Annotated in this window: 23 protein-coding genes; 8 read left to right on the top strand and 15 right to left on the bottom strand. The window is 41.9% G+C overall.

From position 1 onward, the window contains the following. The first annotated feature begins 291 nt into the window (after nucleotides 1-291). Together V7K79_RS21570 and V7K79_RS21565 are read left to right on the top strand one after the other, a co-directional pair. Nucleotides 292-765 (top strand): helix-turn-helix domain-containing protein, encoded by a 474-nt coding sequence (locus V7K79_RS21570; protein WP_335050231.1) that lies wholly within the window; start codon nucleotides 292-294, stop codon nucleotides 763-765. Nucleotides 766-1,216: 451 nt separating this feature from the next. After that, nucleotides 1,217-1,591: a hypothetical protein gene (locus tag V7K79_RS21565; RefSeq protein WP_335050230.1), complete on the top strand. Its 375-nt coding sequence runs from the start codon at nucleotides 1,217-1,219 to the stop codon at nucleotides 1,589-1,591. Between the two features lie 226 nt (nucleotides 1,592-1,817). Here V7K79_RS21565 and V7K79_RS21560 read toward each other — a convergent pair whose 3' ends face one another. The 7 genes from V7K79_RS21560 to V7K79_RS21530 all read right to left on the bottom strand — a co-directional run bounded on the left by V7K79_RS21560 (nucleotide 1,818) and on the right by V7K79_RS21530 (nucleotide 9,616). Then, nucleotides 1,818-3,002 (bottom strand): MFS transporter, encoded by a 1,185-nt coding sequence (locus tag V7K79_RS21560; RefSeq protein ID WP_335050228.1) that lies wholly within the window; start codon nucleotides 3,000-3,002, stop codon nucleotides 1,818-1,820. A gap of 17 nt (nucleotides 3,003-3,019) precedes the next feature. After that, complete coding sequence (locus tag V7K79_RS21555; protein ID WP_335050226.1) at nucleotides 3,020-4,030, bottom strand: SDR family oxidoreductase; 1,011 nt, start codon at nucleotides 4,028-4,030, stop codon at nucleotides 3,020-3,022. A gap of 402 nt (nucleotides 4,031-4,432) precedes the next feature. Then, complete coding sequence (locus tag V7K79_RS21550) at nucleotides 4,433-5,704, bottom strand: ATP-grasp domain-containing protein (RefSeq protein ID WP_335050224.1); 1,272 nt, start codon at nucleotides 5,702-5,704, stop codon at nucleotides 4,433-4,435. Further along, on the bottom strand, nucleotides 5,701-5,940 hold the full coding sequence (locus V7K79_RS21545) for a hypothetical protein (RefSeq protein WP_335050222.1): 240 nt from the start codon (nucleotides 5,938-5,940) through the stop codon (nucleotides 5,701-5,703). The genes V7K79_RS21550 and V7K79_RS21545 overlap by 4 nt, the downstream gene beginning before the upstream one ends. Before the next feature lie 328 nt (nucleotides 5,941-6,268). Further along, a complete protein-coding gene (locus V7K79_RS21540) occupies nucleotides 6,269-7,885 on the bottom strand; it encodes a GIY-YIG nuclease family protein (RefSeq protein ID WP_335050220.1) in 1,617 nt (538 codons plus the stop codon). 76 nt (nucleotides 7,886-7,961) lie between these two features. Further along, nucleotides 7,962-8,501 (bottom strand): DOMON-like domain-containing protein, encoded by a 540-nt coding sequence (locus tag V7K79_RS21535; protein WP_335050218.1) that lies wholly within the window; start codon nucleotides 8,499-8,501, stop codon nucleotides 7,962-7,964. Continuing rightward, nucleotides 8,498-9,616 (bottom strand): phosphotransferase enzyme family protein, encoded by a 1,119-nt coding sequence (locus V7K79_RS21530; RefSeq protein ID WP_335050216.1) that lies wholly within the window; start codon nucleotides 9,614-9,616, stop codon nucleotides 8,498-8,500. Before V7K79_RS21530 ends, V7K79_RS21535 begins: the two co-directional genes overlap by 4 nt. Nucleotides 9,617-9,760: 144 nt before the next feature. Between V7K79_RS21530 and V7K79_RS30055 the strand changes: the two genes are divergently transcribed. Continuing rightward, nucleotides 9,761-10,264, top strand: a complete 504-nt coding sequence (locus tag V7K79_RS30055) for a hypothetical protein (RefSeq protein ID WP_442938962.1) — start codon at nucleotides 9,761-9,763, stop codon at nucleotides 10,262-10,264. Here the strand turns inward: V7K79_RS30055 and V7K79_RS21520 are convergent. Both V7K79_RS21520 and V7K79_RS21515 read right to left on the bottom strand, forming a co-directional pair. Then, on the bottom strand, nucleotides 10,254-11,564 hold the full coding sequence (locus tag V7K79_RS21520) for a Rid family detoxifying hydrolase (RefSeq protein ID WP_335050214.1): 1,311 nt from the start codon (nucleotides 11,562-11,564) through the stop codon (nucleotides 10,254-10,256). The two genes, V7K79_RS30055 and V7K79_RS21520, sit on opposite strands and share 11 nt — an antisense overlap. Before the next feature lie 111 nt (nucleotides 11,565-11,675). After that, entirely contained in the window at nucleotides 11,676-12,107 is a 432-nt protein-coding gene (locus V7K79_RS21515; protein WP_335050212.1) for an NUDIX hydrolase, read from the bottom strand. 153 nt (nucleotides 12,108-12,260) lie between these two features. On the opposite strand from V7K79_RS21515, the gene malQ reads away from it, so the two are divergent. Then, nucleotides 12,261-13,775, top strand: coding sequence for a 4-alpha-glucanotransferase (gene malQ, locus V7K79_RS21510; protein ID WP_335050211.1), 1,515 nt, complete (start codon nucleotides 12,261-12,263; stop codon nucleotides 13,773-13,775). A gap of 117 nt (nucleotides 13,776-13,892) precedes the next feature. Here malQ and V7K79_RS21505 read toward each other — a convergent pair whose 3' ends face one another. Together V7K79_RS21505 and V7K79_RS21500 are read right to left on the bottom strand one after the other, a co-directional pair. After that, the gene (locus V7K79_RS21505) at nucleotides 13,893-14,705 is read right to left on the bottom strand and encodes a helix-turn-helix domain-containing protein (protein WP_335050209.1); all 813 of its coding nucleotides are present in this window, start codon (nucleotides 14,703-14,705) and stop codon (nucleotides 13,893-13,895) included. Next, nucleotides 14,680-15,492: a pseudouridine synthase gene (locus tag V7K79_RS21500; RefSeq protein WP_335050207.1), complete on the bottom strand. Its 813-nt coding sequence runs from the start codon at nucleotides 15,490-15,492 to the stop codon at nucleotides 14,680-14,682. The genes V7K79_RS21505 and V7K79_RS21500 overlap by 26 nt, the downstream gene beginning before the upstream one ends. Before the next feature lie 135 nt (nucleotides 15,493-15,627). Here V7K79_RS21500 and V7K79_RS21495 point away from each other — a divergent pair, with 135 nt between their 5' ends. Continuing rightward, nucleotides 15,628-16,341 carry an LmeA family phospholipid-binding protein gene (locus V7K79_RS21495; RefSeq protein WP_335050205.1) on the top strand — a complete coding sequence of 238 codons (714 nt, stop codon included), beginning with the start codon at nucleotides 15,628-15,630 and terminating at the stop codon, nucleotides 16,339-16,341. 188 nt (nucleotides 16,342-16,529) lie between these two features. On the opposite strand, the gene V7K79_RS21490 is transcribed toward V7K79_RS21495, so the two are convergent. Continuing rightward, nucleotides 16,530-17,417, bottom strand: a complete 888-nt coding sequence (locus V7K79_RS21490) for a phosphatidate cytidylyltransferase (protein WP_335050203.1) — start codon at nucleotides 17,415-17,417, stop codon at nucleotides 16,530-16,532. 107 nt (nucleotides 17,418-17,524) lie between these two features. Then, on the bottom strand, nucleotides 17,525-18,127 hold the full coding sequence (cbiT, locus tag V7K79_RS21485; protein WP_335050201.1) for a precorrin-6Y C5,15-methyltransferase subunit CbiT: 603 nt from the start codon (nucleotides 18,125-18,127) through the stop codon (nucleotides 17,525-17,527). A 94-nt stretch (nucleotides 18,128-18,221) separates the two neighbouring features. Between cbiT and V7K79_RS21480 the strand changes: the two genes are divergently transcribed. The 3 genes from V7K79_RS21480 (at nucleotide 18,222) to tatA (ending at nucleotide 21,282) form a co-directional block, all read left to right on the top strand. Next, entirely contained in the window at nucleotides 18,222-19,625 is a 1,404-nt protein-coding gene (locus V7K79_RS21480; protein WP_335050199.1) for a serine/threonine protein kinase, read from the top strand. Between the two features lie 209 nt (nucleotides 19,626-19,834). Beyond that, nucleotides 19,835-20,920 carry a DNA-methyltransferase gene (locus tag V7K79_RS21475; RefSeq protein WP_335050197.1) on the top strand — a complete coding sequence of 362 codons (1,086 nt, stop codon included), beginning with the start codon at nucleotides 19,835-19,837 and terminating at the stop codon, nucleotides 20,918-20,920. A 188-nt stretch (nucleotides 20,921-21,108) separates the two neighbouring features. Continuing rightward, entirely contained in the window at nucleotides 21,109-21,282 is a 174-nt protein-coding gene (tatA, locus tag V7K79_RS21470; protein WP_094348761.1) for a twin-arginine translocase TatA/TatE family subunit, read from the top strand. A 48-nt stretch (nucleotides 21,283-21,330) separates the two neighbouring features. Here tatA and cphA read toward each other — a convergent pair whose 3' ends face one another. Next, complete coding sequence (gene cphA, locus V7K79_RS21465) at nucleotides 21,331-24,036, bottom strand: cyanophycin synthetase (protein WP_335050195.1); 2,706 nt, start codon at nucleotides 24,034-24,036, stop codon at nucleotides 21,331-21,333. Between the two features lie 174 nt (nucleotides 24,037-24,210). Continuing rightward, nucleotides 24,211-25,074 (bottom strand): cyanophycinase, encoded by an 864-nt coding sequence (locus V7K79_RS21460; RefSeq protein WP_335050430.1) that lies wholly within the window; start codon nucleotides 25,072-25,074, stop codon nucleotides 24,211-24,213. Nucleotides 25,075-25,631 lie beyond the last annotated feature (557 nt).

The following is a 25,631-nucleotide window of genomic DNA, read 5'->3' as shown; positions in this document are numbered from 1 at the left end:
GCACCGATACCAAGCCTATTGCTACTGCCAAAAGCCAGTGAAAAGTGACTTTTTACTGCTCTATTGTTGGATTATAAGATAATAATTGATTTTTCTTTCACTAAAAGTCCTCCAACTGGGGTTGCAGGACTTTTTGGTAGGATACTTACTGTAAAACTTGATTTCGCTCATTTCGTACATTGCGTTCATTTTGAATAAGAGCTATTATGAGGTGAATGATAATTGCAATCCATATTTTCGTATGGATAAGTGGAGTGCAATTCGATATTAGACAGAGAGAGGCTGATATCTATGACACTCAGTACATACCAATCTAGTAGGACTGCTGTACCTACGGAAGAAGATGCTACGCTAGCTAAAAAAAGTAGTCAAACTTTGGCATCCTATGTACGGGATAATCATGCATACCGTAATATCAAAGTTGTGCAAGATAACGCTACAAGTGAAACAGTTACCATACCAGCAGCGGCTTTTCATCTGCTTGTTGACATCCTGACACAAATGGCTAAAGGTAATGCTGTTACTCTTATACCCATACACGCAGAACTGACGACACAAGAAGCAGCTGATATTTTAAATGTTTCTCGTCCTTATTTGGTAGGGTTATTGGAATCTGGAGAGATGCCATACCGTAAAGTAGGAACGCGACGACGCGTGCGTTATCAGGATCTACTCAATTACAAAAATCAAATTGATACTTTACGAATGCAAGCTCTTGATGAGCTTACTGCTCAAGCTCAAGAACTAAATATGGGGTACGAATAAGAATCGTGATACATAACAGTTTCGCCTGATTAGCCAGATGCTCTGCTGAAGGCAACTCTAGGAATAAAAGTACATCTAACAATCAAGTTAAACTAAGTCAGGAAATCCTTTAGTACCCAATTGACTTAGTTTTAACTTTAATATGATTGAAACTATAAGTTAAAACTAAAAGTTTACTTAGTATAAAGGACATTTATAAAGAAAATTTGTTACCACTGTTATGGGTAATAATTTCAAAATAATAAAGCAATTATAGTGTCTAATTTTACAGCTATTTATGATGCATGTGTTTTATATCCAGCACCATTGAGAGATTTTCTTATGCGACTTGCAGTCACCGACCTATTTAGGGCACGGTGGACGGACGCAATTCACTCAGAATGGATTAGAAACGTTTTAAAGAATCGTCCTGATCTCACGCTTGATAAAGCTTACCAGAACTAAAAATCTGATGAATAGCCATGTCCGAGATTGTCTGGTTACAGGTTATGAAGCACTGATCGCAGGTTTACAACTTCCAGATCCAAACGATCGCCATGTTCTCGCCGCAGCGATTCGTTGTAATGCAAGTATTATAGTCACTTTTGACCTTAAAGATTTTCCTGCTCAAGCTCTTTCACTATATGGTATTGAGTCTCAGCATCCAGATGATTTCATTCTGCATCTAATTGACCTTAATCCAACAGAAGTTTGCAAAGTGGTAAAGAGGCACAGAGGTAGTCTTAAGAATCCCCCTCAAACATCTGAAGAGTACTTAGAATCGCTTTTAAGGCAGGGACCACCACAATCAGTTACTGCTTTACAAGATTTTTGCTATGACATTTAATAGAAATCTGCTGAGATTATGATATGGCAGGAGGCAGGAGGTAAAACTATTACTATTCCTAGCTTTCACCTCATCCTTATGTCCTAACCTGTGTGACTACGGCTATAACAATTTGAAAAAAGAATGCGACAGATACACATCTGCAAAACCTTGTATTGTCTAGATTCTTAATTTTGAATTTTGAATTGGTATTACTCTTTCAAAAAATGATTTCTGCCTTGCGGTACTAGGCTTTTAGCGAATGTTGCACTAGCCAGCAATGTAAGCCCACCATTAACAGCGCCAATGGCAACATTAATATTGGGATGATTTCTAAATTTGTCCAACTTGCAAGCCAGCCTGCTCCAGTGGGTATAATCGCTGCCCCCAAACTGGCGGCACTAGTGGCAATGCTAACAGCCGCAGGAACATAGGGATCTGGTAATCGTTGAGGAATTAACCAAATGGTTGCAGGAAAAATGGCTGCCAACCCAAAGCCAATCAACGGTAAGCTAATCCATTGATCTGGCAGTTGCCACCAAGCAAGCAATCCAATTATTACAAGACTAAGCGACATACTGATTGTGCGGACTGCCCCAAGCGATCGCAAGAAATAACCTAAGATGAAACGTCCTAATGTTAATCCCAGCCAGTAGGCACTAACGCTGTAACCAGCAATCAGCGTGGGAGTGTGACGAGCAACGGATTGCACAGTGTATGCCCAGTTGCCAATGCAGGCTTCAGTGCCAACATAAATCAGCAAAAGTAGCCCAGTTAGCAGTACTATCGGAGTTTGGAGCGCTCTGCCCAGATTTTCTAAAGCAGTTGTATTTGATACCAATACCCGTTGTGTCATTGGTGTGTAGTTGAAGATGATTAAGCCCAGCACGCTCACAATTAATAAGCTGACAATCCCGGCTAATACCCCATAAACCTGTCGCCAGTTCATCCCAACTGCTAATAAAGTAGTAGCGATCGCCGGGCCTGAGAGTGCGCCAATACCATAGAAAGCATGGAGCAAACCAATCAGACTGGCACTGCCGGAATTTTGCACAATGTAGGTATTGATACCTGCATCAATCAATCCAATGCCCAATCCCAACCCCGATCCAGCCGCAACCATGAGAAACCAGGAGGGTGAGATAGCATAGATTATTAGTGCCGTCGTCAGCGCACCCGCAGCAATCAACAGCATTCGGGCTAACCCCAGCCGACTACTCACAATACTGCTGGTGAATGCTGCCAGAATGTAACCGCTAATTTGACTGAGAAAAAGTAGGGTAACGGTTGCCGGAGTCAGGTTATATGTAGATAAAATTGAGGGCAGAAGAACTCCTAATCCTGCTTCAGCAATGCCAATGGCAATAAAGGCATAGAAGGCGATCGCCGAACCTATCCACAGAGGCGGTAGGGTGCGTTGATAGTCTTTCATTGGCTGGAATGCTCTATTTATCCTTCCTTTTTGAATACTTGAGCTGCTAGGAATGCTAATGCTAATGTACCAGCGATCGCACCCCACTGGAGAAGCGGATTTTTATCTAGCCAGTCAGAAACACTCGGTATAACTAAGTTACTAAAATCTCCGTTAACTCTGTCGTCTTCAGGAACAGATTGGTAAAAATTATTTGGTGCATCTTCAGACTTCGGCTCAGAAGAACGTAGTAAATCGAAGCCAACGAGCAATAACAGTGAATCTACTAATGATGGTGAGACGCGCTGTACCACATCTAATATTTTAGCTATATCCCCAACTAAGAAGTCACGAGTTGGATGTTCGGCTACATAGAGGATAGCATCAGCTACAAGTTTAGGCTCGTAGTAAGGTGGTATGCCGAAAGGCTTTACGCCTAATTTCGTCAGACCATTATTCCAGAAGGGAGTGTTGATCACTGCTGGTTTCACACTCGTGACGCTGATCGGCCATTTTTCATGTTGCAACTCCAGGCGCATGGTTTCGATAAAGCCCTCTACCCCGTGCTTGGCCGCCGAGTAAGCACTTTGGTAGGGGAGCGATCGCCTACCTTCCATTGAAGAGACGTGGATCAGTGCCCCCCGTCCCTCACGCTTGAGATGGGGTAGAGCCGCCATTGCACCATATACCTGTCCCATGAGATCGACATCAATCACATGCTTAAACTCTTCTGGTGTTGTATTGTCAACAGTGGCAAAAATGCCGATCGCGGCGACGTGTACCCATGTATCGAGTCGCCCGTAAACTTCTACAGTTTTATCTGCGATCGCCTTAACTTGCTCAAATACTTCCACATCAGCTACGCAAAAAGTTGCCTCGCCGCCAAAGCCGCGAATCTCTTCTACTAAAGACTTTAGCTTCGACTCACTCCGAGCCGAGACTACCACTTTTGCCCCGCGTCTAGCAAACTCAAGAGCTGTGACACGTCCGATCCCACTGGAGGCTCCAACGACAGAAACGACTTGCTGATTGATTGGCTTTAATTGCATAAGTGTTAGTTACTTTTTAAAATAAATTAGGGATTGGGAATTGGCTTCGACAGCGTTATAGACTTTAGCTTCAGTAAGTAATTAAAACGCTTTATTCGTATCAGTTATTACTAAAAATATTTCTTAATCTAGCCGTAGTTACACAGGTTAGGACATAAGGATGGGGTGAATACTAGAGTTAGCAATAGTTTTACCTCCTGCCTCCTGCCCTCTGCCCTCTGCCTCCTGCCTCCTGCTATATATATGTTAATTATTATTACGGTTACAGTTCTCTGTCTATTGGGGAATCTGAAAACGCCACAGGAAGTATATGTAAGCGTTTTCTAAACTAAAAAGAGAGTTGCAACAAAATCAATGGCTCAATGTCTGGCAATGCTGCAACTTCTATTTTCTTAAATTTTTTTAAGGGAGCCATTGTAATCCCTTATTCTGTAATTTTTGCTCGATATGCTGCATTTCTTCGATAGTTTCTCCAGTAACGATCGCATAAACTTCGGTGTAGATTTTTCCGTATTTGACCTTCTCTAAAGCCGACAGGATAATCAAGTCCTTGCGATCTAGTTCTAGTTTTAAGGTCACTAAAATTGAATCCAACGTTCCTTCCATACGGTAGTCACTGGAATATTTAGCAACTTCCTTTTCTAGTCCCAGTAAGGTATGACGCTGCAAGCATAATGGAGTCGATCCATTAACTCGGAAATTGGCATCGATCGCATAAAGTTGTCCGTCTTGGTCTTCTAGCACATCGAAGCCAATTACGCCGAAATAACCCTGTTTGTGAGCATACTGACCAATGGCAGCAATCATCTCAAAGAACTTGCTCATGTCAGTGTTGCGGTAGTCAATCAGTCCCCCTAAATAGTTGCCTTCTGGAGTGACAAGTTGGCAGGTAGTGCCGATGAGGGTTATCTCTCCTGCTTTGTTGACATAGAATTGTACGCAGTAATTCTGTACCTGATTCTTAATGAACTCCGAAACAATAATTCTATCGAGCAATTTAATATCCAGATATTTATTGATTTCTTCAAGACAGTAGTTGAGATCGCTGACACTTTTGATGATATAAGTACCTTCTCCTGAGAGTCCGTGGGACGTTTTAATTAAGTAGGGAAATTGTGGTAACTGAATGTCTTCTAGATTATAAGAGTGCAAATTGTAACTCTCATATTTTGGACATTGCACCCCCAGTTCGGATAGGGTTACTTTGCTGAGTAAGCGGTAATGGGTGTCTGAATCAATAGCGTGTTTTTCAGGTTTTAGACGATCAAAGGGAAATAGAGTGATGAGTTTGTCAAACTGTTCGCTGTGACTGAGGTCATCTAGATGAGTCAAGCGATCCATGACCAACCTATTGGAATAGCTGAAGCCGAAATGCTCTTGCCAGTATGCAAGCAGCGACTTCGGCGGCGGATTAATCGCAATTCCGGGAATGCGATCGCCTAATACAGCTAAAATTTTCCAAGGTTCCTTTTGGCAAATCTTGTCAAAGGAGGTTTTGGTGGCTTCACTACTGCCATCTTGAATAAAATATTTTTCCAGGTTGGGGTAAGCAGCCCAACTGGCAGTTGCAGGGTAATTTAGGATAAATCCATAAGATGCATCTGTGATGTCTTGAGCAAATAGATCGGAAAGAGAACTTCCTTGAAAGTATTGAAAATTATATTTTGAGTTCATTTAGTCCTCCAGAAAACCGCATCCCCAAATAGTTGGACAGACCCATCTTCTGGCTGCACTCCTACCAGCAGCACTCTGTCTTGCTCAGAGGCAATTTCTTTAGTAATTGCAGCTAAAGCTTGGGCAAATTTCAGCGAAATGAATCTATCTTTTGATTGATTCTGCTTGTAAAAACGTTGTAATTGTTTGATTTTACTAAATTTTATACTCTGAAGATTGCTAGACTTTTTTTGCATAAAGCTGATATTTGATAAATTGCTCTATATTAATCTTACTTATATTTTTATTAACTCTATCAAACGAAATAAATAAGTAAATTAGTTTATTTATTATTTTCAAATGAGATTAGTCTGAAATGATTGTTCATCTGATAAAACAATATGCATGAAGGTGTAAATGTGTAAAGATTACTGTAGCTAAAAGCTGATCTTATCTATAAGTAATGCACCAACTAGTTCATACTCCAAATAAATGCGATCGCAACCTACTTTCAAAACGCCAAATTACAGAGGATCAAATGGATCGTATTTACTCGTCAAAGTTTTTCAGGTGAGATGCTATTGGCTAAGTGCGTGAAGACTCAGATTTGAATGAAAATCTAAGTTTAGGTATTCCACTTTCCTGTAAGCGACTTTTAATAATGTCTACAACTTCACTATATGACATATCATCTTTAGGGCCAAATGGTATATCTGCTCTCCATTTTCCGTTTAAACTGACAGAAAGCATAGCAGGTACTAGGAATTTTCTAGGGGATACATATGCTTTGCTTATGTATCCTTCTTCTTCGTTAAGCTTTACTTGGGCAAAATCTGATAAGTATGGTTCTAACACCAACCAAAAAACTCGATCTACTGTCGCTGCTAAATAAACTTCTTTATAAAGAGAACCCTGTAATGTACTACCTTTTGCTCCATGTATGAAATTACCTCTACCAACTGTCGTTGTTTTACCGTTCTCTAACTTAAAAACCACGTAGCTTATTGGTTCTTTAAGATTACCCAAAAATGTTTTGACAAAGATAGCCATCCTTTTATCTTTGTTATTGTCTACGTAATTATCATCTTTTGGTAAATAATTCAAGTATTTGTTGACCTGATATTGTTCCAGGTCAATACTACGTTCTATTAATAATTTCTTGAGATAATCTTTTTTTGCAATAAGGTTTGTCAATCTATTGGGAGAGTTTGTATTGCTTTCTTCTTCCGTCTTATCTTCTCTCAGGAAAACTTTAAGTTTACTAATGTCTATATGTTCGTAAAATAGTAATTTAATCAGATCCTTCTTATATGGAGATAATCGTTCTATTGCCTTCTGACGATTTTGCTCATATGCATGGTATTGCTTCTCAGAAGACATATAAATTCCAGTAACACTTAGCAGGCATTTATTTTTGAGTGCAACTAGAGAGTCTTCATTGACGACTCTCATATCAACTCCAACCAATTGAGTTAATTCATAAGCTTGAATATGTTCTAAAGCTTCTTGTGCAGCTTTGTAGATTTCGATAGCAAAACCATTTACTAATAGTCTTCTTAAGAAGAAAAAACCATATTTTTCATCTTTTATTTTACCTTTACAAGCCCAGTTATCTGAATAGTTAGTGCGTTGCTTGAATACATATTTTAAGAAACGATTAATAGACCGCCAATCCTTTGCAAAATCTTCTAACTCTTTTAAATTTATACAGACGTGTATTACATTCAGGGGCAATACAGCTTTCTGAACCCTCCAATCATCTCGCCAATATATAGAATCATTAATCAGTTTAGGGTCTTGTTTTCGTGGAGGTTCTACACCTAGTATAAAACTGTATGGTGCAAGGATAGTTAGTGTTTCCCGTAATAGCGTTTCTGTTGGATGTAGTTTCTTGGTTCTAATTTTAGTTCCATTCAGTTGGGGATTGTACTCTTCAATGCGCTGTCGTTCCATAGCATTGAGATGTGATTCAGCTACCAATTCGTAGTATATGACAAACTGCTTCTTTCGCTGTTTTTGTAACTGATACAGTCTGTGATGGCTATCACCTGACCAACGACTACGTAAATTTTTTGCCTGCCCTACATACCAAACTATAAATTGTTCATCTAGTACATAGTATATTCCTGAAAATTCAGGAAGTAACTCTCTACTCTTTATACTTATGTGAGGTAATTGTAAGATAAATTCATTTGCGTTCATTGGTAAGTTATATACTTATTAAGTTAAGGATTTACAGCTAGTATTCCCAACTTGACAAACTATATTAAAATGTATCTCACAACTTAACAATAAAACTATCCCGCAGATGAAAGTCAGCCTCCGCGCCTCTATGAGTTGACGCCCAGTAAGTTACCTCACCATTTCTGTGTTTAATAACTGTAGTAATAGCAACTTCAATAGCTTGGTTTGCCGAGATAATTTTATCCAAATCGACATCTAACGCAAGGGCGAAACCATCGGCTTGATTCTGAATATTAAACGGTAGTTTTTCAAAAGCTGTTTCCTCTTGCATCCCTTGACGATAGCCATCAAAGCGATAGATATTCCAGTGTCCGGCGGGAGAGAAGTTAAATTCCCAATACCGTGCAGAATCTTTGATGCCAAGGAACAACTCAAAACAAGTGTCTTCCCACAATTCGTGCTTGCGTGATGGTGCATTTGATTGTGGAGCAATTGCAATTTCTTTTAAGTTACCTCCAAGGTTGTAGCAGATGGTAAGTTGATTAGCATTTCGAGAGATATTGCCTGTAATTTTTAAATTAGGAAAGGACTCGTTAGAAGAGAAAGGTTGCAAGTAAAATATCTGATAGCTCATTTCATATCTTCGATAATTTTGCGAATCTGCGTTTCTTGAGATTCAATACTTTCAGTCAGCTTAAACTGGACGATCGCTCTTGCTAAATTATGTTCTGGGTGCTTAACTTTGAAGTAGACATTCCCTGCTAAATAATCAGCAAAGAATCTTAGTCCTAGTTCAAAAGTAATTAGACGAATCGCATCATATATGTATGCATAATCATTCTCGGTTAGAAATGCCTTAGCCACAGCGAGATAACCCTGGAGAATTTCCTGACACAAATCGGTATCGAAATAAATACTTTCCCAATTCTCGGTTTCTTCGCCAGCAGGATTGCAACCCGATCGCAGGCAATCACCAATATCGTAATGTACCAAACCGGGTTTCACGGTGTCTAGGTCGATAACGCTGACGGCTTGCTGGGTAACAATGTCAAACATCACGTTATTAATTTTTGGATCGCCATGCATCAAACGTAAAGGTAGCTTGCCTTCAGCTTTAGCATTTTCTAAGATATGTGCAAAGGCTTGGCGATCGCTAACAAATTGTAAGCAATAATTAACTTCAGAAGATTGAGGCGCATTAATTTTCGGCAAAACTTCCTCGTAATGCTGAAGATAAAACGGTGTAATATGAAACCCTTCAAGGGTGTCAGCAAGTTTTTCTGCTGGCAAATCGCTGATTAGATTGTGGAACATTCCCAAGGCATAACCGATTTCTTTTGCGTGGGAGCGATCGCCCATACTATCAAAAGACTGGGAGCCTTTAATAAAGCTGATTGCCCGCCAAAATGAGCCATCTGCATCCCTCCAGTGGTCTTGAGCGTTTTTGGTCAACAATACGCGTGGCACTTCCCAGCGACGATTAAGGGGTGTATCCTGCAACCTTTTTTGAACGTGTTCAGTTAAGGTACGCATATTCTGCATAATCAGTTGTGGCTGACGAAATACCTGTGTGTTAATGCGTTGCAGGACAAAATGTTGTTCCTTTGAGTCATCTAGAGTTGCTAAAAAGGTGTCATTTATATTACCACTACCAAATGCTTTAACGCTTGTAACCTTCTTTAGTTGGGCGAATTGATTGGCGATCGCCACTAGATTTCGGGTATCATGTGTATTGAATTCTTTTATCATCTGTTTTACCTGTACTACTCCTCACGCACATTGCAAGAAAACAATAGGGGATATCGTAGCGCAAGTGTCAAGATAATTCGTAATTCGTAATTCGTAATTCGTATATGAATTTTTAAAAGTACTACAGCAATCCTGAATCCATTCGTGAAAAATAATAACCCCGACTTATTTGAAAGTCGGGAATATGCGGGTTGCAATTCTCGTCAAGCCCGTGCTAATTCCACAGTTAGGAAATCTCATCGCTATCAACCCACTCGTCATCAGATGAGTCATAACCAACGTAGTAAACAAAGTATTGCTGTTTTTGGATTTGTTGAATCGTTGCGGAATACCAAAAATATTAAAGAAGCAATTAGAGATTATCATCTTTTCTTTGTTTTTCAGCAAGCCCTACTTAACTTTTCTCTAATTATAGCGATCGCTTGCATGACCACTTCCTTATCTGCTGGGGCTAGTACTGCTGCGCAAAAGTCAAAAGTATTGTATTCCAAGCTCTTGCGTCATTTTGAATGGTATGCTTATTTACGCCATGTTGTACTAGCAATTTGGGCTTGGATAAATTGCTCATGTTCAGGTTTGAGTTCAATGTTCATGATTTATTTCTCTAAAATCGGCTTTAGCAATGATTTTATTTCTCCTAACCACTAATTACAGCGATCGCATCAATCTCCACTAATACATCTTTAGGTAAGCGTGATACTTGGACACAAGCCCGCGCTGGAGCTGTATCTTCTGGGAAATATTTCGCATAAACGGCATTCACCGCCGCGAAATCATTCATATCAGCTAAAAATACAGTGGTCTTTACCACATCCTGAAAAGTCGCTCCAGCTGCTGTGAGGATGGCTTCAAGATTAGCTAATACTTGCTCGGTTTGCTTTTTGACATCATCAGTGTAGACGACATCACCAAGGCGGGGATCGATAGCAATTTGTCCAGCGATAAATACAAATTGACCTGAAGCTGCGATCGCTTGATTATAAGGGCCCACTGGTGCGGGTGCGTTATCAGTATTAATTACTTTACGAGTCATAGATATTACTTTCTCTAACGATGTTTCCTGTTTACCGATTTCTGCTTCAGCTGCGATCGGTTTGTAGACTTCTCCATCAGGCATTATCGCACCAGTCAGGTCAGCATCTTTAAAGGTTGCTCCATAGATATTTGCTCCAGTTAAATCTACCTTCTTCAGCTTTGCATCTTTCAGATTCGCGTTGATCAAATCTACTTTTTGTAGTTCTGCTTTCTCTAAATTTGTCCCCTCAAGGCAGGCTTTTCTGAAATTTACACCTATGAGATTTGCTGCACCTAGATCAGCCTGAGTCAGATTCATACCTGACAAATCCTTTTGAGATAAATTAACACCCCGAACTTTGGCTCCCTGCAAATTAGCACCTTTGAGTATCACTTGAGCTAAGTTTGCTTGACTCAAATCAGATGCAAACAAGTTAGCTCTACTTAAATCAGCACTAGTAAGGCTAGCTCTAACGACTTTTGCTTCATTTAAAGATGCGTCGGTTAAGTTTGCATAATTGAGTGTTGCATCACTCAAGTTGGCGTTATCTAGATTGGCATTACTGAAGTTAGCGCTATTCAAGTTAGCTTTACTCAAGTTGGCATTATCCAAATTGGCGTTACTAAAGTTAGCGCTACTTAGTTTTGCTCCACTTAAGTCAGCACTACTTAGGTCTGCCCAGCTCAAATTTAAACTAGAACTTTCGTTCAACTCACTTAAATTTGCACCTGTTAGAGAAGCTCTAGTGAAGTTTGCATTTTGAAGTAATGCTTTACTCAGGTTCGCATCATTTAAATCTACACCCGTCAAATCTGCACCTGTTAGGTCTATTCCACTTAGATTTGCATATTTGAGGTCTACTCCTCTAAGATTCTCGTTGTGAAATTGCCTGTGTCCTTCGGCGTATTTCTCCAACAGTGTCTCAGCATCCATAATTCACCTTTAAATACCACTGACACAGTATAATCACAAAAACTTTGTGTCATAGATATTTCCTCTCACCTCTTCCTTTGTGTCCTCTGCGTCCTTTGCGGTTCGTCCCTCTTACCCCAACCTCGGACGTATCCCATAATGCCGATATCGCCAATAATCCCGCAAAATGCGATCGTGGTCAAAACATAAATTACCAGGCACACACCAAGACTCAAAAATGCCTACACCCTTAGCATCATCTCCAGCCAGAGGTTCCCCCGTAGCTGTCGCCAAAAACACAATACTAATCGTATGCTGACGGGGATCACGATTGGGGTCAGAATACACCAGTAATTGTTCAACCAACTCCACCTGTAAACCCGTTTCTTCCTGAGCTTCCCGCTGCGCCGCCACTTCTACCGCTTCTCCATAATCCACAAAACCACCAGGAATAGCCCAACCTAAGGGTAGATTATGTCTTTCAATTAACACTATTGGCCGATGAGGTCGATCTACGAGTTCAATAATGATATCAACTGTCGGTGTAGGATTTCGGTAAGTCATAATCTGTTAACAGTGAACAGTTAATAGTTAACTGTATTTGTTAGCTCTGTGACAACTGATAATTGATAATCGAATACTGTTCTGTGATAGATTCGATGCGATCGCCTAGCGTCTCCATCAGACAATTGCTCCCTTCTATAATTTAGATTACTTATGCCTTTTCCTAGATCAAGTGGTATTTTACTGCATCCTACCTCCTTTCCCAGTCGATTTGGCATTGGGGATTTAGGCTTAGAAGCTTATCGCTTCATCGATTTTCTCAAAGAAAGCCATCAACAATATTGGCAAGTTTTACCTTTGGGCCCCACTGGATACGGTAATTCTCCGTATATGTGCTACTCGGCAATGGCGGGAAGTCCCCTGCTGATTAGCCCAGAAAAACTGCAAGATGAGGGTTTGCTAACAGAAGAAGACTTTGCTAATTTACCAGGTTTTCCAGAAGAAAAAGTAGATTTCGAGAAGGTTGTGGCGGTTAAAATTGGGCTACTCAAAAAAGCCTATGAACATTTTAGAGCCAACGCCACACCCATCAAACAAAAAGAGTTTGAAGGTTTTTGCGACAGCAAAGCCTATTGGCTAGATAATTACGCCTTATTTATGGCGTTGAAAGATGCCAACGAGAATGCAAACTGGCACACATGGCCGTCAGAACTTGTCAAGCGTGATCCACAAGCAATGGAGCAAGTACGGGAGCGGCTCAATGAAGAGATTTTTTATTATAAATTTGTCCAATTTGAGTTTTTCCGCCAGTGGTCTGAGCTTAAAAGCTACGCTAATATGCGCGGTATTGACATTATTGGCGATATCCCCATCTATGTAGCTCACGATAGCGCTGATGTGTGGGCGCATCCCGAAATATTTTGCTTAGACGAACAGACAGGAGCTGCTGCTCAAATGGCAGGAGTTCCACCAGATTACTTTAGCGCCACCGGTCAATTGTGGGGCAACCCGGTTTACAACTGGGAGGAATTGCAAAAACAAGACTTTAAGTGGTGGGTACAGCGCTTTGAGGCAATGCTGGATTATGTAGATATAATTCGCATTGACCATTTCCGGGGCTTCGAGGCTTATTGGTCTGTGCCGCAAGGTGAACAAACTGCCATGAATGGTAAATGGGTGGAAGCGCCTGGAGATGCTTTTTTTGAAGTGATTAGGCAAAAGTTGGGCAAGCTACCCGTCTTAGCAGAAGATTTGGGAGTAATTACACCGGGGGTAGAAGCGCTGCGAGACAAGTATGAATTTCCGGGGATGAAAATTTTGCAATTTGCCTTTAGTGCTGATTCCGCTAATCCATTTTTACCATTCAATTATCGGCACAATGCTGTAGTTTATACCGGGACTCACGATAATGATACAACTATAGGCTGGTTCAATACAGCTGAGGATGGGGAAAAGCAAAACTTGTTGCTTTATTTAGGTTCTATCAGCCCTGATGGCATTCACTGGGATTTGATTCGCCTAGCTTTGAATTCTGTAGCCAACCAAGCGATTATTCCCTTGCAAGATATTTTGGGATTAGGAAACGAAGCGCGGATGAATTTTCCCAGTATTGCTGAGGGGAACTGGGAGTGGCGCTATCAACCAGGAGCGATAACAGACGAATTGCGCGATCGCTTGAAAGTTCTGACCAAACTCAATGGACGCGCCCCGGAAGATCAAGTTCAGTGAGCAGGGGAGCAGGGAAGCAGGGGGAGCAGGGGAAAATAATCAATCCCCAATCCCCAATCCCCAATCCCCAATCCCCAATCCCCAATCCCCAATCCCCAATCCCCAATCCCCCATATTTCAAAATTTAGGCTTGGCAGCAATCCTAACTTCTTCCTCTTTCCCTGGCTCTCCCATTTTCTTAGCTTTCTCTTGATTGACGCTCACCAACACACCGCCAGCATTATCAGTTTTCACTGTTAGTTGCTCTTGGGCTTTCCAAATTCGGTGAGTTCCCTCTGGCAGAATACCCTCAAACTCGGTTTTGCCATCGGCTACTACACGAATCCAAGATGACGCTTTCAAAGTCACACCAACCTGAACAACCTGTCCCTTTTGGACACCGCCGACGGTATCGCTGACAGGTTGTACCTGCGTTGACTCTTTTAGTTGAGCTATTTCTGGTTTAGCAACGGACTTTTGTTTTGGATATGGCTGGTTTGGACTATTACTTGCTTGTAGTAAGGCGTTATTTAATAGCTGAGATAAGCCATTTACAGAGCATACTATTAGTAATATGTAAAGAAAGTAGAGATGAATCGGACGTAGTTGAGCCAGGGGTGAAGTATTCTCTCTACTTAAAGGGCTAACTTGTGCAGAACTGATTGGAAAAGTGCCAGAAAATTCTACTCCATTCAAACCTAGTGCATCGGCAAATTGCCTGATCAAACCCTGAATATATATCGGTTCTGGTAGTTCGTTTAAATTACCTTCTTCGATCGCCTGCAATAATCGTTTGGGAATCCTGGTCAATGCAACCACTTGCTCTAGAGATAAACCCTGTTCTTGACGCAATGCCCAAAGTTGAGCGCCTAATTCTGCCAACTTTTCGGCTCGTTGTTCCTCTAATGAAAGTGATGGCTGGTGATTATTCTTTTTTCTTAGCCATTTCATGCCTACTGACACTCCTTAATTCCACTGAATCTTTAATAGGTCGCGTTATCTGATCTTGCAAAAAGCGAATCTCACGATCTTTAAGGGAACGATATTTACCCTCTGACAAAAAAGGTTCTTTTAGAGTTTGTAATTTAATTGGGCCGATCGCAGTCCGATGCAGTTTGATTACTGGGTATCCTAACTGTTGAGCTATCCGGCGAATTTGACGATTTCTTCCCTCCTGCAAGACTATTTCTAAAACACTTTCCTCGGTACGACGTTCTATGAGGTGTACCTTAGCGTTTCTGGTTTTTCTACCCTCCAACATCACACCTTGACGCCACATTTGCAGTACTGTTTCAGAAGGATGTCCTTTGACCAAAACATGATATGTCTTGGAAATACTGTGACGTGGATGGGTTAATCCAAATGTCAGTTCTCCGTCATTAGTTAGGATTAACGCTCCTGTAGAGTCTGCATCTAAACGACCAACTGGGTGAATACCTGAACCCTCCCGTAATTCTTTTGGTAGTAAATCTAGGACTGTTGGTCTTCGATGAGGGTCGTAGCAAGTCGAAACCACTCCTGGCGGTTTATGCAGCAATAGATATATTAAAGCCGGACGCTGCTTTTGCGATACAGACTTACCATCAATTGCGATCGCATCTTTTTCGGGATCAACTTTTTGACCTAAATGTGCCAATACCCCATTAATCCGCACCCGTGATTGCCTAATCATTTCTTCGGCTTCACGACGTGAGGCGATGCCCCATTGAGCGATAATTTTTTGTAACCGTACCTCCATGTGGAAATTGCTTATTTATTGCGATCAAGTAAATGATATTTGCATTATGTAGCGAGTAGGTAGAAATGTTACATTTAAAGCTTATTTAATTTATGTTCAATTATTGATTAAATACTCATAAACAAATTAGTTTAGATGCCAGATCAAAATTCGCAAACAACAAGTGCAAATAAAATCCGCATAATTACGCAGGTACTCACAACAGCAGTCAAGCTCTGGTTAAGAGCGCAGGTCAGCCAAATATCGGAATTAGAAGTGGAGATTAAAGCTAGCGATCGCCAGCTTTTCTCTGGACGCATTCCTTCGGTATCTATTTTTGCTACTCATGCAGTTTATCAAGGTCTCCTAATTACACAAATTCAACTAATAGCAGAAAATATTCGAGTAAATATCGGTTCTGTACTCAAGGGAAAACCTCTGCGACTGTTAGAAACAGTACCAGTGGTTGGCAATTTAATTGTAGATGAGAAGGATTTGAATGCTTCTCTCTCATCAGAATTATTATCGACTGCTTTGAGCGATCTATTGGTTAAGGTTTTACCAACAGATTATCCCCAGTCCCAACCAATCAAGTGGCAAGAAATTATCCTTGGGAACAACCAAATTATACTGCGAGGTTTAAGAGTAACCAATAGTGAAACAATACCTCTAGAGATTTGTCTGGGCTTACAATTACTTAGTGGGCATGAATTGCAAGTGACATATATCCCAATCAAGCCCGAGCAGAAAAATATATTAAAAAACAATCAGGAGTACAACCTGGATCTTGGCTCAGATGTCGATATCCAAGAACTAACACTGATCCCAGGCAAGCTGGTGTGTCGTGGACGGATTAACGTTAACCCTTGACGATCGCAAATTAAAAAATATTAATACTCTATTTTAAATGATATGGCGTCTAGTCGTGACTGGGGACTGAGGACTGAGGACTAGGGACAGGGGGGAATATTGAACAAGCCTCTCCCAAGTCTCCCCCCTCTTCCTTGTCTACCTTGTCTCTTCTCCATGCCCAATACCCACTAGCCAATACCCAATACCTACTTACTAAATAGTGGCAAAAGTAATGTCACAAAATAGTAAACCAAAGGAGCTGTGAAAATATAACTATCGGTACGGTCTAAAATTCCACCATGACCGGGAATTAATTGTCCAGAATCTTTAACTCCAGCATCCCGCTTCAGCATAGATTCTGTGAGATCCCCTAAAAGACTAGCAATGCCAATCAGCAAACCCAATGCTAAACCAGTGAAAAGGGATTTAGGTAAGTGAAGATAATAGGCTCCTGCTATGGCTACAGCAACACTTGAAGTAATGCCAAAGACAGCACCTTCTACAGTTTTTTTCGGGCTAATGTCAGATAGACGGGTTTTTCCAAAGAATTTGCCAATGGTGTAAGCACCGATATCAGCTGCCCAAATACACAAAAAAGTCAGTAGTGTGGCTGTAAAACCTTGTGCTAAAGAAGTAGAATTTGCCTTTTCCCAAAAATCTGTCCAAGTTGTGGGCCAGTAACCTCCAAAAGGGAGATTGCTAAAAGCATCGCTATCTATTGCTCGTAACCGCACCCAGTAACTTGGTAAGTAACCAACGTAAAATAGCCCCATAATAGAAGCGGAAACATCAGCGATCGTGGCAAATTTGGGTTGAAACAGCAGGTAAAAACAAATAAGTGTGCCAGCTATTGGCATCACAGCGTCAGCTAAACTGCCATCAAGGGTGCAAATCACTAGCAAGACTAGGCTGACAGCCATAGTAGTTTTAGCGGCGGGAGCGATGCCTCTGGCTCGCACCAAATTAAAATATTCCTGTTGACCCAAAAAGATGATAACCGCAAAGATGATGGTAAAGTACCAACCCCCCAAAAGGGTTGCACAAAGAGCAAGAGCGATCGCAACAATTCCACTAATAATCCGAGACCAAGGCATAGAAGTATTGGGTACTGGGGATTGGGGATTGGGTATTGGGTATTGGGTATTGGGTATTGTGAGAACTCTTCTTTAATTTCAAGTCCCCAGTCCCCAGTCTCCATTCCCTAATCCAGTTTCTCACCACTGAGGATAAAAATGGGATCGACGGCGGTAAAGGTTTGAGAAAAGCCGCGTGTCTCTAGGCGGTTAACCGCAGATTGGACAACTTCGATATTTCTAGCTCTTAGTAGGGAAAAGCTTTGGGAAATAGCATACAGACTTTCTAGATTAGCAGCTGTGGCTACAACCCGACCGGATGGCGGCAAATAATCCCAAGCTGCTTGCAGAATTTCTTGAATGGGGCGACCTCCTTCGATACAAACGCGGTGAGGGGTAACTTTGAGGTCATGCAAACACTCTGGGGCGATGCCTTCAACAACTTCGACATTTTTCACATCAAAGCGATCGCAGTTACGCTTGATCAGATTAGCTACTTCTTCATCTCTTTCGATAGCGATAATCTGTCCATCTGGACACAATAGCCCCACCTCTACCGGAATTGTACCTGTCCCGGCGCCAATATCCCACAACACAGAATCTGATTTTAGCCGCAGTTGGGCAATCAATAGTAGTCGGACTTCTCGCTGGCTCAGGGGAATTCCTGGCAAATGCTCGAATAATTCATCGGGAATACCAGGGGTAATATAAGGCCAAAGTTGGGAGGGCATAGAACTACGCAATTATATTAAAGATATAGATTTGCCAAATTCAAAAGCTATAAGCTCTAAAAACTTTTCAACCGTAGCATTAGAAGAAACCATAATGATCGGCGAAATATTAAGTGAGCGCTACGAAGTTCAGCAGCTATTGGGAAAAAAAGCAGGACGGCGGACTTTGCTAGCTCGTGATTTGCAAACTCAGGAATTAGTGGTCATCAAGTTACTCTCTTTTGGTGATGACTTTGAATGGGATTCACTCAAGCTGTTTGAGCGGGAAGCTGAAACTTTAAAATCTTTGTCACATCCGTTAATTCCTCAGTATTTAAACTATTTTGAGGTAAATTTACCAACAATCAAAGGATTTGCTCTAGTACAAACTTATATTCCGGCACAAACTTTAGAGCAATGTTTACAAACTGGACGAAGTTTTACCGAAGCTGAAGTCAAACAGATAGCCAAAGCACTTTTAGAGATTCTCGTTTATCTACATAGGCTGTATCCGCCTGTAATTCACCGTGATATTAAGCCTAGCAATATTTTATTGGGAGAGCGTTCTGGCAATAATGTCGGTCAAGTTTATTTGGTAGATTTTGGCTCAGTGCAGACTGTTCTGGCTACTGAAAGCGGGACAAGGACTGTAGTCGGAACTTATGGCTATATGCCACCAGAGCAATTTGGCGGACGCACTGTTGCAGCATCTGACCTTTATAGTTTAGGCGCAACCTTAATTTATTTAGTAACGGGTACTCACCCAGCCGATTTACCCCAAAAGGATTTTCGCATTCAGTTTGAACAACTGGCTAATCTCAGTCCCAGCTTTAGCAATTGGTTAAAGTGGATGATTGAACCTAGTTTAGAACGGCGTTTGAGTTCTGCTGACCAAGCGATGGCAGCTTTGGAGAAACCACAACCGATAAACTTGCCTACTTTTGTTGTTGGCAAACCAGATGGGAGTAAGATTCAACTAACCAAAAATGGGGATTCTCTAGAAATTATTGTTCCACCAGATGGTTTTGATCCATCAGTAGTACTCACAGGTGTATTTGCGATCGCCTGGAATTCATTTATCCTAATTTGGACAATTGTCGCTCTTTCGGCTCCTTTTCCTGCCAATATCCCCTTTGCCTTGTTTTCACTTCCTTTTTGGAGTGCTGGCTTGCTGATGGTGTATAAATTTTTCTTTAACTTGTTTGGATGCATCTGCTTACGCCTGAATTCCAAAGAAATTGCCCTAACCTGGGAGTTGTTTGCTTGGAAATCTTATCGTACCCGTGCATCACCAAGGCAAAGTGTTACTAAGTTGGTTTACATTCCCAAACATTTTACTAAAGATTCTGAAGGCAGTAGAATTGCCGTTCCTGCACAATTGGATATTTGGGTAGGAGTAAAAAAATATCACCTTGGTGGTAGTGGTGGTGTAATTAAATCTGAAGCGGAACTGGAATGGCTAGCTCAGGAATTAAGCGATTGGTTAGGTTTAGCAATTACCAATCCAATTAGAAATTAGTTCGCTGATTATTGCTTTGTTCAACGTGTCCAGTTGTGCCTCGACCATTATCACTATAGAACATTTGTACTGATAAAAATCCAGATACTTGGCAAATTGCCCTATTCATTCAGCAAATTGATCAAAAAAATAGCTAATAGTTTGAAAACTTATGTTTTTACGGATGATACTGTCTTCAGAGAGCGTACAACTGTACTAAAATTGTTGAGATGAGACTTAATAATTGTAACCCTTATTACGAAACAAAATTTGGTGCTGCTTATTTGGGAAACAGCTTAGAATTAATGGCAGGTATTCCCGATGAAAGTATCGACCTAATTTGCACCTCTCCACCTTTTGCACTAGTTCGTAAAAAAGAATACGGAAACGTTGATGCTGATGAATATGTTGAATGGTTCAAAGATTATGCAGCACAGTTCTATCGTATTCTTAAACCAACAGGCTCATTGATTATTGATATTGGTGGCAGCTGGATTAAAGGTATGCCAGTTCGTTCTCTTTATCATTTTGAACTAGTTGTTGCTTTGTGCAAAGCAAAAGAAAAAGGCGGACTAGGATTTTATTTGGCACAAGAATTGTATTGGTATAACCCAGCAAAACTACCCACCCCTGCCGAATGGGTGACAGTTCGCAGAGAAAGAGTTAAAGATTCGGTAAATACAATTTGGTGGCTATCAAAAGAGCCGCATCCTAAAGCTAATAATAGAAGAGTTTTAAAGCCTTATAGCGATGCGATGAAAAACCTTCTCAAAAATGGGTATAAGCCCAAAGTTAGACCATCAGGGCATGATATTTCCGATAAATTTGGAAAGGACAGGGGAGGAGCCATTCCCCCCAATATTATTGATGGACGTTGCAGTACAGACAAAGAAGAAATAGGGCAACAGACTTTTGCACAAGAAATTTTATTTGAAGATTTAGTCCAGCCTGTAAATGTGATTTCCGCCTCAAATACTGCTTCCAACGATTATTACCAAAGGCGTTGCAAACAAGAAGGTTTTAAACCACACCCAGCAAGATTTCCTCAAGCTTTACCAGAGTTTGTCATTAATCTTTGTACAGAACCAGGTGATATTGTTTTAGAACCTTTTGCTGGTTCTAATATGACAGGTCGAGTTGCAGAAACGTTACAAAGACACTGGTTAGCTTTTGAGATTAATGAAGACTACATCAAAAGCTCAAAACTGAGATTTGAAGAAAATGCTCCTTTAATTGTTGAACCTCCAGCAGATTTACCACCAATAGCAACAGAGAATATTGAGAAAAACCAGTCAATACAGTTAGGACTGTTTTAAAAAAGGCGCTTCAACCATCAGATATTTTAAGGAACTTTGCCAAAAGTTTTTGAGGATAAAAAACTTATCTTTATTGATTTTATTTATACGCTGTTTTACAAGATGTAAAGTGCTTATCAGTGGCGAATTCATCGGATGTGAGCCATCAATGTCTATATTTAATTACAGATGCCTTAGAGGAAATTTATATGTTTGGACTGGGATGGCCAGAAATAGCTGTAATTAGCATAGTCGCTATTCTAATTTTCGGCCCAAAAAAAATTCCCGAGTTGGGGACTGCACTGGGCAAAACCCTACGAGGTTTTAAGGAGGAGATGAAAACTCCCAGCGAGGAAACCAATCAGGAAGAAGAAAAACAGTAATTAAAGGAGTCAGGAGAAGCCAGCGCGGTGCCTCCTCCTGATTTATAACTACAGCAAGGTATTAACCACAGAAGAAGGCGCGATCCCATTTTGGGAATCGATGACAGTTGTGCCGGGATTTTGTTGGTGTGTCTCTTCTTTGGCTAAACCACGCTGCTTAATTAACTTAATAGCCCTATTAACACTTTCTGGCAAAATTACCACCAGACTGTTATCAGGAGCCATGTCTAAGCCTTTATTTATCGCTTGGGTTTCATCCAGAATCGATTCATAGCGGCTATCAGGCTTAACTTCCGCGATCCCTTGAATAATCAACTGGGCAGCTGAACCACGTGAGCGTCCCCGTGTATCATCGTCTTCTTTGATGATGATGTAATCAAAAATTTGTGCTGCTAATTTACCCAAAGTAACAAAGTCTTCATCACGGCGATCGCCTGGCCCGCCAATTACGCCAATCCGTTGTCCTGTAGTCCAGTTCCGCACAAAGGAACCTACAGCTTCGTAACTAGCTGCGTTGTGAGCATAGTCTACTAAAGCGTGGTAGTTGCCTAAATTAAATAGATTCATTCGTCCTGGTGTTTGGCTAACTGAAGCCCGGAAGGTTTTCAAACCAGCACGAATCTGCTCAATTGTGACGTTTTGCACAAACGCCGCCAAACTGGCTGCTAAAGCGTTGGCAATCATAAACGGCGCACGTCCGCCCATTGTTAAAGGTATATTTTCGGCTCTTTCTATGCGGTGTGTCCAGTCACCTTTAACAATTGACAAATAGCCATTTTCATATACTGCCGCGACTCCACCCTTTAAAATGTGCTTCCGCACTAATTCCGAATTGGGGTTCATCGTGAAGTAAGCAATATTAGCCTTAGTTTTTTCTGACATGGCGGCGACGCGGCGATCGTCAGCGTTAAGTACCGCGTAACCATCCGGGAATACGGCTTCTGCTACTACACTTTTGAGGTTAGCTAACTGCTCAATGGTATCTATATCGCCTATTCCTAAGTGGTCGGCAGCTACATTCAATACTACCCCTACATTTGCAGCTTCAAAGCCCAATCCAGAGCGGAGAATGCCACCGCGAGCCGTTTCCAGTACTGCTACTTCTACTGTCGGATCTTGGAGGATGAGGTGGGCACTTTGGGGACCTGTATTATCGCCAGTTTCTACTAAATAATCACCGATATATGTCCCATCAGTAGTAGTATAACCTACTACTTTTCCTGTCTGCTTATAAATATGTGCTAGTAGTCGAGTCGTGGTGGTTTTGCCATTAGTACCCGTGATGCTGAGGATGGGAATTTGGCCAGATTGTTCGTTAGTAAACAACATATCCATCACTGCGCCAGCGACGTTGCGGGGAATACCTACGCTTGGGGCAACGTGCATCCGAAAACCGGGAGCGGCGTTAACTTCGACAATCACGCCATCCACTTCCCGCAGAGGACGGCTAATATCCGAGGTGACGATATCGAGTCCGGCGATATCCAAACCGATAATTCTGACTACTCGTTGTGCCAACCAAAGATTTTCTGGGTGAATTTCATCGGTACGGTCTACGGCACTACCACCTGTACTTAAGTTGGCTGTTGCCCTAAGATAACAAATAGTGCCCTTGGGTGGCACGCTATTTAGGGTATAACCTTGCCTTTCTAGGAGCTGGTAGCTGGTGCGGTCTAGTTCAATCTTGGTTAGGACGTTATCATGTCCTTCACCGCGATTTGGATCGAGGTTTGTTTCCTCAATCAGTTCGGCAATGTTGGATCTGCCATTGCCAATCACATGAGCCGGGACACGTTCGGCTACTGCTACTACTTTGCCATTTACCACCAGTACCCTGTGGTCGCGCCCAACGTAATATCTTTCGACAATAATTGACCGAGAAACCTGTCTGGCAGCTTCGTATCCGGCTTCAGCTTCTTCCCAAGTTCTAATATCAATGGTGATCCCACGTCCATGATTGCCATCTAGGGGCTTGATGACGATGGGATAGCCGCCAACGAATTCAATGGCTTGTTCTAAATCGTCTAAAAAGTTGATTACTGTACCTCTGGGTACTGGCGCACCAGCAGCAGCAAGGATACGTTTAGTGGCTTCTTTATCGCAAGCTAGTTCTACGCCCAGAATACTAGTGTTGTGCGTCATTGTGGCCTGCATTCGCTTTTGGTTCACGCCGTAGCCTAGCTGAATTAAAAAGCGGGCTTCTAGCGCCATCCAGGGAATACCTCTTTTTTCTGCTTCTTTGACGATCGCTTCTGTGGAAGGGCCTAAGGAAGCATCACGGGAAAAGTCTTTCAGGTCTTGGATATCTTGCTCTAGTTCTGCCTTGGGATAACGACCTCGATCAACGATACTCTGGCACAGCCGTACTGCGGCTCGTCCAGCGTAGCGTCCCGCTTCCTCATTCAGGTATTCGATTACTACTTGGTAAATTCCGGGTGTGGCAGTTTCGCGGGTGCGACCAAAGCCGACATGCATCCCTGCTAATTCTTGGAGTTCTAAGGCTACGTGTTCTACTATGTGGCCGATCATAGTGCCTTCTTTGACTCGCATCAGAAAACCACCACGACAGCCAGGCGAACAATAGTGACCCTCCAGACTTGGCAGCGCCTCAACTAATCCTTCATAAAAGCCAGGGATTTCATTCGAGGGCGTCTCGCCAAGGTTTTCTAAATCGAGGCGCATGACGATCAGTTTGTGGCGTCGAATGCTCCAATAGTTTGGGCCGCGTAATGTCTGGATCTTGAGGATTCTCATGGGAATAGGTAGATGGAGATTCGGAACCAAAATTCTAGTTTCTTACTGGAATTGACCGCTAAACTGTTCGTTAAAAACAGTTTTTTCTTTTTACATGGTATTCTTATCATTTTTCTACGGTAAGAAATAATAAATGTGCGGTCAACTCAGTGTAACCTCAGATACTCTATCCCGTCAGCTGGAGATTCGGTGTACAGCAGGCAATACAGTCCGCTGGTACAAGTGAAAGCGATCGCCGTAGCTGAGGATATGAAGACGTAAATTATGCACGGTTAATGGTTCATTAGCACCGACATGGGGTTCGTTGGTATGGGTGAGCTCGGTGGGATCGACAATGGTGACACTACCTTTACCCATAACTTGTAGCCAACCATCACGTTCAAACACTGCACAAGTATCTTCGTCAATGCCAATACCTAAGCGATCGGGATGAGCTGCGATCGCACTAATCAGTCGCCCCATCCGATTACGGTTGTTAAAGTGTTGGTCAACGATTACTTCTGGAATAAATCCCAAACCCGTTGCCATATCCACTAGGGAACGATTGGGCGCCTCTCCACTACCGCCGCCAGCAATCATGTGATGCCCCATCACCGCCGCTCCGGCACTGGTGCCTGCTAACGTAAGTTGCCCTGTCCTCACCCGCTGACGAATAATTTCCATTGCTGGCGTATCTGCCAAGACGCCACAAAGACGCAGCTGGTCTCCTCCTGTCAAAAATACCCCACTACAGGCTTCTAAGGATGCTTTGATCTGGGAGGCTTCACACTGTTCTCGTTCGCGGATGTCTAAAATCTCTACCTTCTGGGCACCCATTTCTTCAAAAATGCGAATATACCGACCACCAATAATGGCAGGTTCGCGAGAGGCAGATGGAATTATTGTAATATAAGCCTTACTAGCACCGGCGCGTCCAAAAAAAGTTCGTAGGATTTCGCGCCCATGAACTTTATCTTCTGCACCTCCGATAACCAGAACGGCGGTTTTAGTTGCTTGGGGTGTCCTCATTTCTAGCGATTTAGCTTGTAATTGCGGCATTTTGGTTCTCCTGTCAACAACTTCAGGAGCCATCGCCTTGGTGAGGCAGTTGCTCAAAGGGGGTTTCCCCATGAGGAACTGCCGAAAGGGAGGGTTTCCCGGCTTGTGGCGAATGGCGTGTGAATTTAACAAGGTTCAGTTACCTGATTATTTTTACGCTTTGCTTCTTTGAAAGGACACTTTTTGGAAGTTTGGAACTGGGGAAAGATACTCTCCAAATTCTCGCTTAACGCTTGCGTTGCTTCAGTCTAAACGTGTTTGTTCCCATTCTTCAAAGCCAGCGCCTTGTTTTTCACCTGTCCACTTGCAGCAAGGCAAAATAGTCTTTAAGTCGCTAGATTCTCCCTTTAAGATTGGGGACGAGCAGTTAAGACTACGCTTTTTTCTGAGGCTGGCTTGATGCATCCTGGAAGTTGTTAACTTGATATGATTATTAATTTAAATGTAGTTGTGACAACATTTAAACATAAATTAAGTAATTAGAAAAACTTTTGAGCCCATCTAAAATCCAGGAGGTCTGGTAGTTTTAGATACTATTGATAAAGTTTAACTGGAGT

The sequence above is a fragment of the Nostoc sp. genome, from assembly GCF_036917575.1.
Lineage (GTDB): Bacteria > Cyanobacteriota > Cyanobacteriia > Cyanobacteriales > Nostocaceae > Nostoc.
This window is presented reverse-complemented; position numbering and strand designations above follow the sequence as displayed.